This window comes from Bacillus sp. FSL K6-0972, assembly GCF_037976035.1.
In the GTDB taxonomy this organism is placed as follows: domain Bacteria; phylum Bacillota; class Bacilli; order Bacillales; family Bacillaceae; genus Bacillus; species Bacillus haynesii.
On the sequence record NZ_CP150260.1, the window covers coordinates 1,075,331 to 1,088,536 of the forward strand.

Annotated in this window: 17 protein-coding genes; 7 read left to right on the plus strand and 10 right to left on the minus strand. The window is 44.4% G+C overall.

Going from position 1 to position 13,206, the window contains the following annotated elements; translation table 11 throughout:
* Positions 1-15: 15 nt before the first annotated feature.
* From MKX80_RS05415 to MKX80_RS05430, 4 genes are all read right to left on the minus strand, one after another.
* Positions 16-306, minus strand: coding sequence for a hypothetical protein (locus tag MKX80_RS05415; protein WP_003180123.1), 291 nt, complete (start codon positions 304-306; stop codon positions 16-18).
* Positions 294-1,364, minus strand: a complete 1,071-nt coding sequence (locus tag MKX80_RS05420; protein WP_154996558.1) for an anti-sigma factor — start codon at positions 1,362-1,364, stop codon at positions 294-296. The genes MKX80_RS05415 and MKX80_RS05420 overlap by 13 nt, the downstream gene beginning before the upstream one ends.
* Entirely contained in the window at positions 1,357-1,848 is a 492-nt protein-coding gene (sigM, locus tag MKX80_RS05425) for an RNA polymerase sigma factor SigM (protein WP_011197692.1), read from the minus strand. Before sigM ends, MKX80_RS05420 begins: the two co-directional genes overlap by 8 nt.
* 281 nt (positions 1,849-2,129) lie before the next feature.
* Positions 2,130-2,672, minus strand: coding sequence for a cupin domain-containing protein (locus MKX80_RS05430; RefSeq protein ID WP_182070949.1), 543 nt, complete (start codon positions 2,670-2,672; stop codon positions 2,130-2,132).
* Between the two features lie 150 nt (positions 2,673-2,822).
* On the opposite strand from MKX80_RS05430, the gene MKX80_RS05435 reads away from it, so the two are divergent.
* The 3 genes from MKX80_RS05435 to MKX80_RS05445 all read left to right on the plus strand — a co-directional run bounded on the left by MKX80_RS05435 (position 2,823) and on the right by MKX80_RS05445 (position 5,047).
* A complete protein-coding gene (locus MKX80_RS05435; protein ID WP_268342888.1) occupies positions 2,823-3,818 on the plus strand; it encodes an aldo/keto reductase in 996 nt (331 codons plus the stop codon).
* Between the two features lie 125 nt (positions 3,819-3,943).
* Entirely contained in the window at positions 3,944-4,543 is a 600-nt protein-coding gene (locus MKX80_RS05440) for a lysophospholipid acyltransferase family protein (protein ID WP_154996564.1), read from the plus strand.
* Between the two features lie 156 nt (positions 4,544-4,699).
* Positions 4,700-5,047: a DUF805 domain-containing protein gene (locus MKX80_RS05445; RefSeq protein WP_182070946.1), complete on the plus strand. Its 348-nt coding sequence runs from the start codon at positions 4,700-4,702 to the stop codon at positions 5,045-5,047.
* Between the two features lie 30 nt (positions 5,048-5,077).
* Here the strand turns inward: MKX80_RS05445 and MKX80_RS05450 are convergent, their stop codons facing one another.
* The 4 genes from MKX80_RS05450 to MKX80_RS05465 all read right to left on the minus strand — a co-directional run bounded on the left by MKX80_RS05450 (position 5,078) and on the right by MKX80_RS05465 (position 8,884).
* Entirely contained in the window at positions 5,078-6,355 is a 1,278-nt protein-coding gene (locus MKX80_RS05450; protein ID WP_268342887.1) for an acyl-CoA thioester hydrolase/BAAT C-terminal domain-containing protein, read from the minus strand.
* Positions 6,352-6,948: a TetR/AcrR family transcriptional regulator gene (locus MKX80_RS05455; RefSeq protein ID WP_268342886.1), complete on the minus strand. Its 597-nt coding sequence runs from the start codon at positions 6,946-6,948 to the stop codon at positions 6,352-6,354. Before MKX80_RS05455 ends, MKX80_RS05450 begins: the two co-directional genes overlap by 4 nt.
* A gap of 130 nt (positions 6,949-7,078) precedes the next feature.
* Positions 7,079-8,398 carry a hemolysin family protein gene (locus tag MKX80_RS05460; protein WP_216929333.1) on the minus strand — a complete coding sequence of 440 codons (1,320 nt, stop codon included), beginning with the start codon at positions 8,396-8,398 and terminating at the stop codon, positions 7,079-7,081.
* A gap of 60 nt (positions 8,399-8,458) precedes the next feature.
* The gene (locus MKX80_RS05465; protein WP_154995036.1) at positions 8,459-8,884 is read right to left on the minus strand and encodes a MerR family transcriptional regulator; all 426 of its coding nucleotides are present in this window, start codon (positions 8,882-8,884) and stop codon (positions 8,459-8,461) included.
* A gap of 314 nt (positions 8,885-9,198) precedes the next feature.
* On the opposite strand from MKX80_RS05465, the gene MKX80_RS05470 reads away from it, so the two are divergent.
* The 4 genes from MKX80_RS05470 to MKX80_RS05485 all read left to right on the plus strand — a co-directional run bounded on the left by MKX80_RS05470 (position 9,199) and on the right by MKX80_RS05485 (position 12,212).
* Complete coding sequence (locus tag MKX80_RS05470) at positions 9,199-10,572, plus strand: hemolysin family protein (RefSeq protein WP_234112797.1); 1,374 nt, start codon at positions 9,199-9,201, stop codon at positions 10,570-10,572.
* Positions 10,573-10,669: 97 nt separating this feature from the next.
* On the plus strand, positions 10,670-11,071 hold the full coding sequence (locus MKX80_RS05475) for a hypothetical protein (RefSeq protein WP_020450746.1): 402 nt from the start codon (positions 10,670-10,672) through the stop codon (positions 11,069-11,071).
* Between the two features lie 213 nt (positions 11,072-11,284).
* Entirely contained in the window at positions 11,285-11,572 is a 288-nt protein-coding gene (locus MKX80_RS05480) for a hypothetical protein (protein ID WP_154999714.1), read from the plus strand.
* Entirely contained in the window at positions 11,535-12,212 is a 678-nt protein-coding gene (locus MKX80_RS05485; RefSeq protein WP_234112798.1) for an N-acetylmuramoyl-L-alanine amidase, read from the plus strand. The genes MKX80_RS05480 and MKX80_RS05485 overlap by 38 nt, the downstream gene beginning before the upstream one ends.
* 235 nt (positions 12,213-12,447) lie before the next feature.
* Here MKX80_RS05485 and crcB read toward each other — a convergent pair whose 3' ends face one another.
* On the minus strand, positions 12,448-12,804 hold the full coding sequence (gene crcB / locus MKX80_RS05490; protein WP_268328691.1) for a fluoride efflux transporter CrcB: 357 nt from the start codon (positions 12,802-12,804) through the stop codon (positions 12,448-12,450).
* A complete protein-coding gene (locus MKX80_RS05495) occupies positions 12,801-13,202 on the minus strand; it encodes a CrcB family protein (protein WP_154999710.1) in 402 nt (133 codons plus the stop codon). Before MKX80_RS05495 ends, crcB begins: the two co-directional genes overlap by 4 nt.
* Positions 13,203-13,206: the final 4 nt, after the last annotated feature.

Here is a 13,206-nt window from a genome sequence, read left to right on the forward strand (position 1 = left end):
AACCGGGGGGTTTTATTAAAAGCCGAGCTGCAGATTCGTATCGATGGAGACGATGGTCCATACGCAAACCAGAATGAAGATGTTCAGGACAACGCCGAGAAATCCGAGCCCGGTCCGTCCTTTTTTTATGAAGAGCTCGATAATTCCGAGCGGAACAGCGGCCATTGCAAAAGGAAGCATCTTATACGAATATGCGATCGTGTCACTTAAAATAGCCAAGTTTAAGACGAACAGGGATAGAATGGCCGTCCCGACAGACACCCATCCAAATACGTTGTGCTCCTTAAAGATTCTTACCAGTTCCATAATTCCACCTCACCTACTTTAGCTGCTTTGACAGGCCCTTTTTTGATCAGCCGTTCAACCTCTTTTGACGGTCCGGTAATGACTGCTCCATACACGTTCACACCGTTCTTTTCCACATAGTCAAGCCGTTTGGAAAGCTTCAGGTCTTTCCTGCCTGAAATGGTTTCAGCCCATTTATTGTGCTTGATCATATAGGAAAGCGCCGTTTTAAACTGCTCGTCATCGTTTTTGGCAGGGTGCTGAATTTCAAAAATCCGGTTTGAATCTTTTCCAGGAAAACCGATCGGCTCTGCGTATGGATGGTCTTTTAAATCGTCCTCTGTCTCAATCGCATTCCACAGAACGCGAATGTCATAGCCTTTTAATTGATCATACAGCTCCTTCGTCGGATATGCTCTTTCAAAGGAAAGGAAAGCTTCAGTTACGGTTCCGTCAGGCAGCTGTTTTAAAATCGACTCGGCTTTGGACACTGATTTTTCTTTGATGCCGTCAGGGTAGACAAAATGCCGTTCTTCTTTTGACAGCTCTTGATTGTATTGATGAATCTGCGGAGACTTCAGCTGATCGAAGAACATTTCCACCTCTTCATTTCCAACTACTTTTGTGACGTTTCCAATTTGCTTCTTTAACGGGAATTGGGTTTGGATGCCAAAGAGTTTTACTTTGTTGACAAGTGCTTCGGTATCGACTTGAATATTCGGGTTTGTGACGGCAACTGTCATTGAAGCGGTTTGCACCAGTTCATTTCCTTTGCTTTCATGCCCGCCCAAGCCGTAGTATAGATAGCTGCCGAGTGTGCAAAGCGGCAGAATAATAAGCGTAGAAATAACGGCAAGGGTGGAAATCCGCATATATGATTTATTTTTTCCGTATCTTAAAATCGCTTTTTGCTTTTCAGGGCTGATCGCCAAATCCCAGTCTTCGTCTTTCATTTCTTGTTCCAGCATGTCCTGGTATTCTTCAAGCTGTTCAAGCTCTTCTTCGACCCGGAGCATTTCCGATTCGGAAAGTTCACCGTTTTTATATTTTTCCCAACGTTTTTTAAAATCTTCATTCATCGTTAACACCTCTGTTGTAAAGTGCTTTCAGCCGCTGTCTGGCACGAAATAAAACACTTTTAAAATTAGCCTCTGAGATATTCATCAAGCTTGACGCTTCCTTGTAGTTCAATTCTTTTAAATAGTACAGCGTAAGCGCTTCCCGGTAGTTATCGGGGAGCTGGTTCATGTATAAGGTTAACACTTCCTTGATTTCGACCTGGTGAGCAGGGCTTTGCACCGCGTTTTGAAACAGGTTTCCGATCATGTCGTCAGAAATCGTCACTTCTTTTTTATGCTTTCTGACATAGTCGATAAACGCATTGCGCGCCACTTGAAAAAGCCATGGCTTCACCTTGCTGTGGTCGTAAGAATGGATGTGTATGTAAGCTCTCATAAAGGTTTCCTGAAGCAAATCCTCTGCTAGATGTTTATCTTTCGTCATGGAGAGCAGGAACCTGTAAACATCATTCATATACATTTGGTAAATTTCGTCGATAGTCACTGCCTTTTCTCCCCTCTATGTTATAAACGCATAAGAAAGGTTTGAAGTTGCACTAAATATGCCCACGGCTCATTTTTCCTCCAATTTCTTACCTTTAAAAATCATCTATCCTATATAATAACTGAACACGTTCAAAAAAACTAATCTTCATGATGTAAAGCGGTCGAAATATAAAACATAGCAACAAAATAAGCCTTTTAGCATATGAGATCTTTATTATATGCTAAAAGGCTTATTTTTCTGAGGGTGAAGAAGTGCGGATAAGCTGTTTTCATCTTCTGTCAAAAGTAATGGTCATGACCGCGGTGTCCTTCCGAAGCCAGCGCATCGGCTTTCGTTCGATGGACGGTGCCGAAAGGATGGTTGGGCGGAGCATAGATCGAATAGAGTTTCAGTGGAGCATGGCCTGTATTGGTGAGATTGTGCCATGTTCCGGCAGGGACGACAATAGCGGTATCATCATATACATTTCTTTTAAATTGCAAATGATGTTTGCTCGGCCCCATCTGAACAATTCCCCTGCCTTGTTCAACACGAAGGAATTGATCGACGTGAGGGTGCATTTCCAATCCGATGTCTTCGCCGGGTTTGAGGCTCATCAGGGTAACTTGCAAATGCCTTCCTGTCCATAAAGCGGTCCGAAACGTTTTGTTCTGCTTTGCCGCTTCATTGATGTTCGCGGCAAACGGCTTTTGTCCATAATCTCTTAACACGATGCGTTCTTCGCTGCCGGGTGTTCGAAAAGCGCCTGCATACCCTGATCCCTCAAACCAGCCGGTGCTGTAAGGCGAAGGAAGGTGATAAGGAAATTGATATGGATGCATATGTCTTTAGATCCCTTCATTAGCTTGATTAACATCATCGTATGCAATAGGCATATGGAGCGTCCCATGTCTTAAGGTGATAAAACACGTTTTTTTACAGGGGCTTCAGGGAAAACGTGATATCAGATATACAACAGGAGGGAGAGAGCCATGGAATACACTAAAATATCCGGTACATCGATCGAATCGTCGCGCATCGGTCTCGGAACATGGGCTATCGGAGGCTTCATGTGGGGAGGAAGCGATGAAACAGAAGCGATTCAAACGATTCATGCCGCGCTTGATCAAGGAATTAACCTGATTGATACCGCTCCGGCATACGGTTTCGGACAGTCGGAAGAAATCGTCGGCAAGGCCATACAGCAATACGGAGAACGCGACCGAGTCATTCTCGCGACAAAAACAGGGCTTGATTGGAAACATGAACAGCTTTACCGCGACGGATCAAGGGAGCGGATCATTAAGGAAGTTGATGATTCGCTGAAAAGGCTCGATACGGATTACATCGATCTGTATCAAGTGCATTGGCCCGATCCGCTCGTCCTGATCGAAGAAACGGCGGAAGCGATGAAAGATTTGTATGATGCAGGGAAAATCAGAGCGGTCGGCGTCAGCAATTATTCCCCGGAGCAGATGGACACATTCAGAGCCATGGCCCCGCTTCATACCGTACAGCCGCCGTACAACATGTTTGAAAGGGAAATCGAACAAGACATTCTTCCGTATGCGAAGGATCAAGGGCTGTCAACGCTCTTATACGGAAGCTTGTGCAGGGGGCTGCTGTCAGGAAAAATGGATGAGGACTACACTTTCAAAGGAGACGACCTTCGAAAGCGGGACCCTAAGTTTCAAAAGCCGCGATTTAAAGAATACCTTGAGGCCGTCAGGAAGCTTGATGAGTTTGCAAACGAGCGCTTCGGCAAATCTGTTCTCCATCTGGCAGCAAGATGGGTGCTTGATCAGCCTGGCGCAAGCATTGCTTTATGGGGGGCCAGACGCCCTGATCAGATCCGTCCCGTCGGCGAAATCACCGGCTGGAGCTTGACGGAAAGTGATCAAAAAGAAATTGACGACATATTGGACAAGACGATTTCAGAACAGATCGGGCCTGAATTCATGGCTCCGCCGACAAAAGAAAAAGTCTGAAAACCGGGGAGGGAATTCCCCGGTTTTTTTTGTGAAAAATCATTTTTTAGTACCAGGTAATAAAAAAAATTGTTATAATAATAAAGGGAAACCTCATTCGACTACATCAATAAAGGAAGTGCCATATGTATAAATTTACTGGTTATGCTGCAAAAGCGATTCTTTCTTTGCGCGGCGGAATTAAAGTATACAATAAAGAAAATCTTCCTAAAGACACAGGTTTCGTTATAGCGTGCACACATGCAGGTTGGGTGGATGTCGTCGCACTGGGTGTCGGCATTTTGCCTATGGAAATTCATTACATGGCGAAAAAAGAGCTTTTTGAAAATAAATTAAGCGGTTCTTTTCTTTCAAGCATCAACGCTTTTCCCGTCGACAGGGAAAATCCCGGGCCAAGCAGCATCAAAACCCCGATCAAGCTGTTGAAAGAAGGAAAAATCGTCGGCATTTTCCCAAGCGGAACGAGATCATCTGAAGACGTTCCATTGAAAAGAGGGGCTGTCACGATCGCCCAGATGGGAAAAGCGCCGCTTGTGCCGGCTGCATATAGCGGTCCTTCCAACGGAAAAGGGCTTTTCAAGAGAGGCAAAATGAAACTGATCATCGGCGAACCGCTCAATCAGGAAGATTTCGCTCAATATTCGTCAAAAGAAAAGCTGGTCAAAATGACGGAGGCTTTGAATGACAGTATTAAAGCTTTAGAGAAAAAGCTGGAGCAGCTATAATTCAAACATACGCAAAGAAAAACAGCTTCTTATGCATAGAGGCTGTTTTTTTATTTTTCTAAAATTCACCTTGCACTCCATTTTTATGATACAATAGAAATGTTTTTATTCTTTCGTATAGTATTTTAGAACTATGTTGTGTTGGAGGCAGTTTGTGTGGAATGGTATATCAAAGTGGTAAAAAATTATGTGGGATTTCAGGGAAGGGCAAGGCGTAAAGAATATTGGATGTTCTATCTGTTCAATTTCATCTTTTCTTTTGTCTTGGGGTTTATTAAAGGTTTTACGGGATTTTCCCTTTTGCTCAACCTTTATACAATTGCGCTGCTGTTGCCTTCGCTGGCGGTCACTGTCCGGAGGCTTCATGATATCGGAAAAAGCGGCTGGTGGATTTTAATCGGTTTTATTCCAGTTGTCGGACAGATTATTTTGATTATCCTCAATTGTCAAGACAGTGAAAAAGGGGAAAATCAATACGGGCCGAACCCGAAGACAGCTATCTAAGCGAAAACCGCCTGAGGACAGGCGGTTTTTTTAGTTGCCGGGAGAAGTTGCTTTTTCTAAAAACAAAAGCAGTTCCTGCCAAAATGTTTGAGCTGCAATGGCATCGGCTTCAGTTTTTCCGCCATAGGCGATATTTCTGCTTTTTCGCCCGGATGTCGGAAAGTATGGAGGCCTGATATTATGGCCGGCATTTTCAAAATATAGATGTTTAACAGAATAGGGGAATCTATTCTTTTTCAGCCGTTCAACGATTTTCTCGTTCATAGAGGCAGAAGGCCATACCAAATCATCAGTACTTGAAGTTAACAGAATAGGACCTTTAATATTTTCCGCTTTAATGATTGCAGGATGATCATCTTTCACTTTTCGTAAAGCCTTTTGGTAAAGATCAAGAAAAGCATGAGGCTTTTTTGTGAGCTTATGTTTCATGATATTCCACAGCTGAGAAAGCGAAAACAGCGGCAGCGGGGCAAAGGCGAGCGGTGCGCCATCAAGACTCCAGGAAGATGTCTGCCGGAGTTTTTTTAATCCAACCCCTTGAAAGACGACTCCGCCGCCTACATGAGAAACAACAAAACGGATTTCAGGAAAATGGGAACCTATTAGCAGCGCCAGTTCGCCGCCTTTTGACCGTCCGCATATTCCGATCTGACGATGATGAAGTCCTTCTTGGCGACCGAGCCAATCAATCGCTTTCCGAAAATATTCAAGCGGGATTTCAAGCAGTTTTTTAGGAAGCTGTTTGTATTGAAAATAAGGGATTGCAAATGTTGCATATCCGTAATTTGCTAACATGCCTGCCATTGTTTCATCAAGACCGCCGTCAGAGCCCCCTAATACGATGATTGCGGGAGGCCGGTTAACGGCAAGCGGACGAAAAAAAGTGCCGGACAATCCATTTTCGGTTACTTCCTGTCTCTCTACTGTTTCAGAAAGCAGCACTCGTTTTATTTCTTTACGCAAGATGATGCGTTCTTTTTGCTTTACTTCAATGCGGTAAACGGAGGGATTGACCGATTTTTTATGAAACGAGCAGGAAGATTCAACAGCCTGCATTGACCAAAAAAGCCCCATCTGATCCTTAGATTGATAGGTTCCTTTTATAGGAGCTGCTGTTTCAGCGTCGACTTCTCCTAATCTATTCGCTTGAAAAACAGCGTGTGATCTCCACTCTGCGTCAGCTTCATCTTTCACTGTAACGATGATTTCAATGATGTCAAACGGTTGAAGTCCGCTTATCTTCAGATTTATTTTTTCATCCCATTTGGAAACTGCAGTTATGTGTAAAACCGGTTGCAGGGTAATCAAGACGGCACTTCCTTTTCAAGTTTTGTGTAAAATAAATCGACGCACTCCTTAACATAGTCATCAATCCGATCATCGAACGACTCCTTGAATGCGGGCAAATGTTGAAACATAATGTATTGATTCAGTAAACCGAAAAACATTTGGCTTAACATTTGAAAGTTGCCGCCTGAAATTTTTTCTTCGGCATAGAGCTCTGCAAAATAAGCCTCTAAAAAGCGGTTGAGACGGCGGGGAATATCCATGATTAATTCGCAAACTTCTTTATCCTGTACTGCGTCATTGAAATAAAGTGAAAAAACAGTACCTTTTTCCAGGTTTTCTTTTAAATACGCTTTTGCAATGAATGAGAGGTCTTTTCGTAAATCGCCGGTCAGTATTGCTTTAAGTTCTCCAATAAAATCTCCTGATGCAACATGTTGAATAACACTTTCCCGAAATAAATTCTGTTTATTTCCGAAGTGTCTAAAAAGGGTTAAATGATTGACTCCTGCCTTTTGGGCAATTTCTCTGGTGGATGCGGCTGTATATCCTTTTTCTCTAAAAAGGGCAAGCGCCGCTTGGATTAATCGATCCCTTGTAGATTGTGTTGACATAAGTTCCTCCTAAAATGTAACCGATTGATTACATCATAATTGAACTTTGCCGTGTAATCAAGTGGTTACATATTTTGAACGCAAAAAAAGAGGATACAAATTCATTGTATCCTCCGGTTTATTCACAGTGTTATTCCGCTTCCTCAAGCAGCGTTTCCGCAGCTTTCTTCACCTCTACGTATGAAACGTGGTGGCCGTCGATTTCGTTGATCGTGAATTCAAATCCCTGCTCGGTGATCATGTCGCCTTTTTGGACGTCATATTTTTGCGTCAGGAACCATCCGCCGATCGTGTCAATTTCCTCATTGTCGAGCTGAGTGCCGAGCAAATCGTTGACTTGGTTGACGAGCACTTTACCGTCGAGAATGTAGTGGTTTTCGCCAATCTTGCGGATTTCATTAATTTCATCAATATCGAATTCGTCACGGATTTCGCCGACGATTTCTTCAATGATGTCTTCGACTGTCACGAGTCCGGCCGTTCCGCCGTATTCATCAGAAAGGATCGCCATATGAACGCGTTCTTTCTGCATTTTCAGAAGCAGATCGTGGATCGGAACGGTTTCGATCACATGAATGATCGGATTGATAAACTGTTCAATCGTGTCTTCTTTGGAGCATTCTCCGCTGATGCAGGCCGTCAGTATTTCCTTGACATTGATGACGCCGACGATGTTGTCCTTATCTCCGTCTTCAACGGGATAGCGGGTATAGCCTTCGACCTTCGTGATGTCGATCATCTCGGCGATTTTCATATCATTTGGAAAGCTGACGACTTCTGTTCTCGGGATCATGATTTCCTTGGCAAGACGGTCATCGAATTCAAAAATTTTGTTGACATATTTGAACTCAGATTGATTGATTTCGCCGCTTTTATAGCTTTCTGACAGAATAATTCGCAGCTCTTCCTCTGAGTGCGCCATTTCATTTTCAGAAACTGCTTCAAGGCCAAACGCTTTCGTCAACAGCCTTGCTGATCCGTTCAGCGCCCAGATGAATGGGAACATGATGCGGTAGAACCAGATCAAAGGTTTTGCAAAAAGGAAGGAAACGGCTTCCGCTTTTTGGATCGCAAGCGTCTTCGGAGCGAGCTCACCGACAACCACATGCAAAAACGTAATGAAGCTGAAGGCGATCACGACTGAAACGATGTGTGATACAGAGCTCGGAATGTTCCACTTCACAAATAGCGGTTCAAGCAGCCGGGCGACCGTCGGCTCCCCAAGCCATCCGAGACCGAGAGCCGTCAAAGTGATACCGAGCTGGCAGGCCGATAAATATTCGTCTAAGTGCGTAATGACTTTTTTCACCGATACCGCTGTCTTGTTTCCTTCAGCAATCAACTGATCAACCCGCGAGCTTCTGATTCTGATAATCGCAAACTCAGACGCTACGAAAAATGCTGTTAAAGCAATTAATACAGCAACAAAAATCAAATTAACTATTTCCAATTAGGACCTTCACTCTAGCGTGAGAATGAAGGTAACACCTCCTGTTTAGTAAAAGATTAACTAAAGCAGCAGCAAAAATGACTGGATGACCGTCATTTTTTCAGGAGAAAGCCGGCTTTTCAGAATCTTCCGTTCATCGGGATTCAGCCGTTTCAATCTGTTTAAGATCACGGAGATATTGTCATTGACATGATCAATTTCCGTTGTCAGGCTTCCAATTTCATCATCATTCACAGTTGAAGAGGGAAACTGGTTTTCCAGCCTTACTTTAATGTCGGACAGGGCCAATCTCTGCTGCTTGCAGTCCATAATAAACTTCAGCCGTTTGAGAGCGGCTTCATCGTAATAACGGTAGTTTGAACATGATCTGTCAGGCGTTAACAGCCCGAGATTCGTATAATAATCGACAGTCCGTTTTGTTACGCCAGCAGCAGCTGCTAATTCGCCAATGCGATATTTCTCTGCCCCATCTGCATCCCTCCTCAACCATCACGTTATAGTTATAAAACATTTTAATATATTAGAAGCTGTTTATACAAGTTAATTGATCAAAAAAAGGCGTAAAATTGATGCGAAAACCTTTATTTATCTAAATATTCGAGAAAATATTGTTAGATTTAAAGTTTAGACATTTGACTGACTCTTTTTTAATAAAGTAAGATAATAGTATATATTTGGCTTGGAGGTGGTTAGATGGGGCCCTCTGCATAGTCATTTTTACAGAACGCACATCAGCCTTATTAAGGGAATTTGAATTCATCAGGAGGTGACTCCTTATCCTTTGTGAAGGATAAGGTTAAATGGACGATATTGTTAGTCTGATAATCATCGGGATTCTGATTGCTTTAACTGCTTTTTTCGTGGCATCGGAATTTGCGATTGTCAGAGTCAGAAGCTCCCGTATTGATCAGCTGATTGCTGAAGGAAACAAAAAGGCGGTTCGCGCAAAACAAGTGGTATCGGATTTGGATGAATACCTTTCAGCTTGCCAGCTCGGCATTACGATTACAGCACTGGGACTCGGCTGGATGGGGGAGCCGACGGTTAAAAAGGTGCTGCATCCGGTCTTTGAAAGCTTGCATGTTTCTGGCGCTGTATCACACGCTCTTTCAGTTGCCATTGCATTTTCAGTGATTACATTCCTGAACGTCGTGGTTGGAGAACTTGCCCCAAAAACAATCGCGATTCAAAAAGCCGAACAGATGACTCTGTGGCTGGCGGGACCTTTGCACTTTTTCAATGTTGTCATGTTCCCGTTCATCTGGACGCTGAACGCCTCAGCCAGAGTGCTGACAGGGTTATTCGGTTTGAAGCCTGCTTCGGAAAAGGATGAATCCCATTCGGAGGAAGAGCTGCGAATCCTGTTATCAGAAAGCTACAAAAGCGGAGAAATCAATCCGTCTGAATATAGATACGTCAATAAAATCTTTGAATTCGACAATCGGATCGCCAAAGAAATTATGGTGCCGCGCACGGAAATCGCCTCTGTCCCGCTCGATATGCCGATCGATGAGGCCATTTCGGTCATGCTGCAGGAAAAGTATACGCGCTGGCCCGTCTATAAAGGTGATAAGGATCATGTCATTGGCATGATCAATACGAAACAGCTGTTTACGGATATGCTCATGATGTCAGAGGCTGAGAAAAAGCGGCTTTCCCTTGAAGTCTATGTCCGCCCGGTTATTGAAGTCATTGAAACCGTGCCTGTTCAAAAGCTGCTGATCAAAATGCAGCGGGAACGGATTCACATGGCGATCTTAACGGATGAGTACGGAGGGACATCGGGCCTTGTGACGGCCGAGGATATTCTTGAAGAAATCGTCGGGGAGATCAGGGACGAATTCGATGAAGACGAAAAACCGCTCATCGAAAAAGTCTCCGACAATGAATACATCATGGATGGAAAAGTGAGAATCGATCAGGTCAATGAGCTGTTTGAAGACGATATCGAGGAAGAGGAAGTCGAAACAGTCGGCGGACTTGTGCTGAAAGAAAACATAGATATCGCGGAAGGCCAGGCGGTGCATATCGGTTCTTATACGATAACGGTTCTCGAAATGGAAGGGCGTCTGATTAAGCACGTCGAAGTTAAGCGGGAACAAACAATAGAACATGTAGAGCTGGCACCGGCAAATCCGGTCGTCGTAAACGAAGTCACCTTGAGCGAAAAATAGCTCAAGGTGATTTTTTATTTTAAGAAAAAAGTCATTTGAACAGGAACATTCGTTCGTATATAATGAGAACAAATGTTCTGTTTGAGGGGTGATTGTTTTGCTGTGGTACGAAATCATTTCGGAGGAAGAGAGGAAAACGTATATTAAGCGGATCGAATTTCATTTGCGGAATTGGAAAAATTACAAAGCCGCCGTGCTCAATTTAGAAAGGAGAATGGAGAAGGAGCAAAAGAATGGGCTCGCCGTCAAAGAAAGAAACGCTGAATATCAGATCGACGCTGAAAAAAGGCTCTATCAATTTTTGCTTGATTCGATGGAAACGGCTGTCTCCGAGTTGGATGAACTCGAGCGGAAGCTGGTGGAATGCCGGTATATTCATAATTGGAGCATGGGAAAATGCGCGATGGAAATCGGCTACAGCGAAAAAACGCTGTTTTTAATGAAGAAATCGCTGCTGGACAAGCTGCTTGTCAGCTTGGCGGCGATCACAAATATTTAACGCACGGCGGGAGGGGCTTGTTTAACACAAGCCCTTCTTTTCTGCACTGCTTCAGTTTTTTTTCAGGTTCTTGACGCGATGATGACACGGGAGAGAGCAGCTTTTCTTTTATGATAAAGACAAGCTTTAAACAGCGGGGAGGTTTAACACATGTGATGAAAGAAATGCCGGTCATTGTTTGAGACAAACGCTTCAGGAAAGGAGAGGAAGAACATGGATTTTTCTGAAATCGCGCTCGTTCCGCTGATTACGGGATTGGTGCATACGGTAAAGCTTGTCGGCATTCAGAAACGATTTCTTCCCATCTGTGCAATTGTCTTCGGCATCTCGATTTCTCTCTTGTTTACTGCAGGGAACTGGAAGGAAGACATGATGATCGGAACTTGGCTTGGATTGTCATCAGTTGGATTTTACTCCGGTTCAAAAAACGTCTTGAAACCATTATCAAAGGAGGAGATTGAACATGAAGATTTATTTGGACCCGGGACACGGCGGAAGTGATCCGGGAGCAACGGGAAACGGTTTGCAAGAAAAGGATGTGACGCTTGCCATTGCTCTCAAAATCAATGAGATTCTATTAAAAGAGTATGATAACGCAGAGACAAGGCTGAGCAGAACAACAGACAAAACGGTCACACTTCAGGAGCGCACAGACGATGCCAATTCGTGGGGGGCCGATTTGTTTGTCTCCGTTCATACTAACGCTTTTGACGGTACGGCGTACGGGTATGAAGATTACATCTACAGCGGTTTGACCGATGAATCCGTTACCGCTCTTTATCAACGGATCATTCACGGCGAAGTAATCAAGCAGAACGGACTCAGAGACAGGGGAATGAAAAAGGCGAACTTTCATGTTCTTCGGGAAACAGTGATGCATGCCATTTTGACGGAGAACGGCTTTATTGATCATCCCGAAGATTCGGCAAAAATGAAAAGCGCCGCCTGGATCGAACAGACGGCGCGGGGACATGCAGCCGGCATCGCACTCTGCCTCGGTCTGACACAGCGCGAGTTTCCCCTGTATAAAGTGACGATGGACGGAGGGCAAATCGGAGCTTACCAAGAAAAAGACGATGTTTTGAACGTTATTTCTGCAAATTGGAACAGCTTTCAAACAGCGGCTATTGAAAAAGAGTAGAAAGGGAAGAATCCATTTTGAATCATTCAAAATGGATTCTTTAATGTGTTCGTATCTTTTTTCATTTGTCGGTGGTGTTCCTTTCTGAACAATGCCATACAAATCAATAAAATCAAACGTAGCGGGACACCGCTTTTGTGACGGCGGGCGCAAGAAAAATGACAGCCGGAAACACACACGCTAATGCCGGTTCATAGCCAAACGAGACTAATTGTTTCATTATAACATCATTTTTTCACGAAATCAGCATGCTGCCGGCCCAGAATCCCCCGAGTGAGCATGCCATTGTAAGCAGCATGTAAACCGCTGAAGCCTTTACCCGCTTTGCAGCCAAAAGCTGAACCGCTTCGACGCTGAACGTCGAAAATGTTGTGAAACCTCCGAAAAATCCAGTTCCGACCACGATAGAGACCGTTTGATTGTCAATGCCGAGGCTGACGAATATGCCGAGGGCGAATGAGCCGAGAATATTGATTACCATCACGCTGACCGGAATGCGGGGGCGCGGAAATATCGCCATCAGCACATTGCCCAGCCAAAATCTTAAAACGGAACCGATTCCTCCCGCGATCATAAAACCAGCTGCCATCATGATTGATACCGCTCCTTTTCTTTCCCTGCCGCTCCGCTGACCCTTTTGCCGATCGCGATTCCCAAAAATGCGAAGCATACCCCGCAGGCAAGTGACGCCATCAAGTACAGAGCTCCGATGTGCGGAGCAGCCGATTGCAGCAAAAGTACGGTTTCTTTAGAAAAAGCGGACATTGTCGTATACCCTCCGCAAAACCCCGTCCCCATACATAACTGGACGAGCGGCTTTTTTGCCCGAGCCGCAAAAAAACCTGTCAAAAGGCCGAGCAGAAGGCTTCCAGACGCATTTTCAATAAAAGTCGGCCAAGGAAAACCGGCGGTGCCGCCATGCAGATTGACGAAGTAACGCAGCAGCGAGCCGAGAGCTCCCCCGATAAAAACGGCAACATATGATTTCATACTC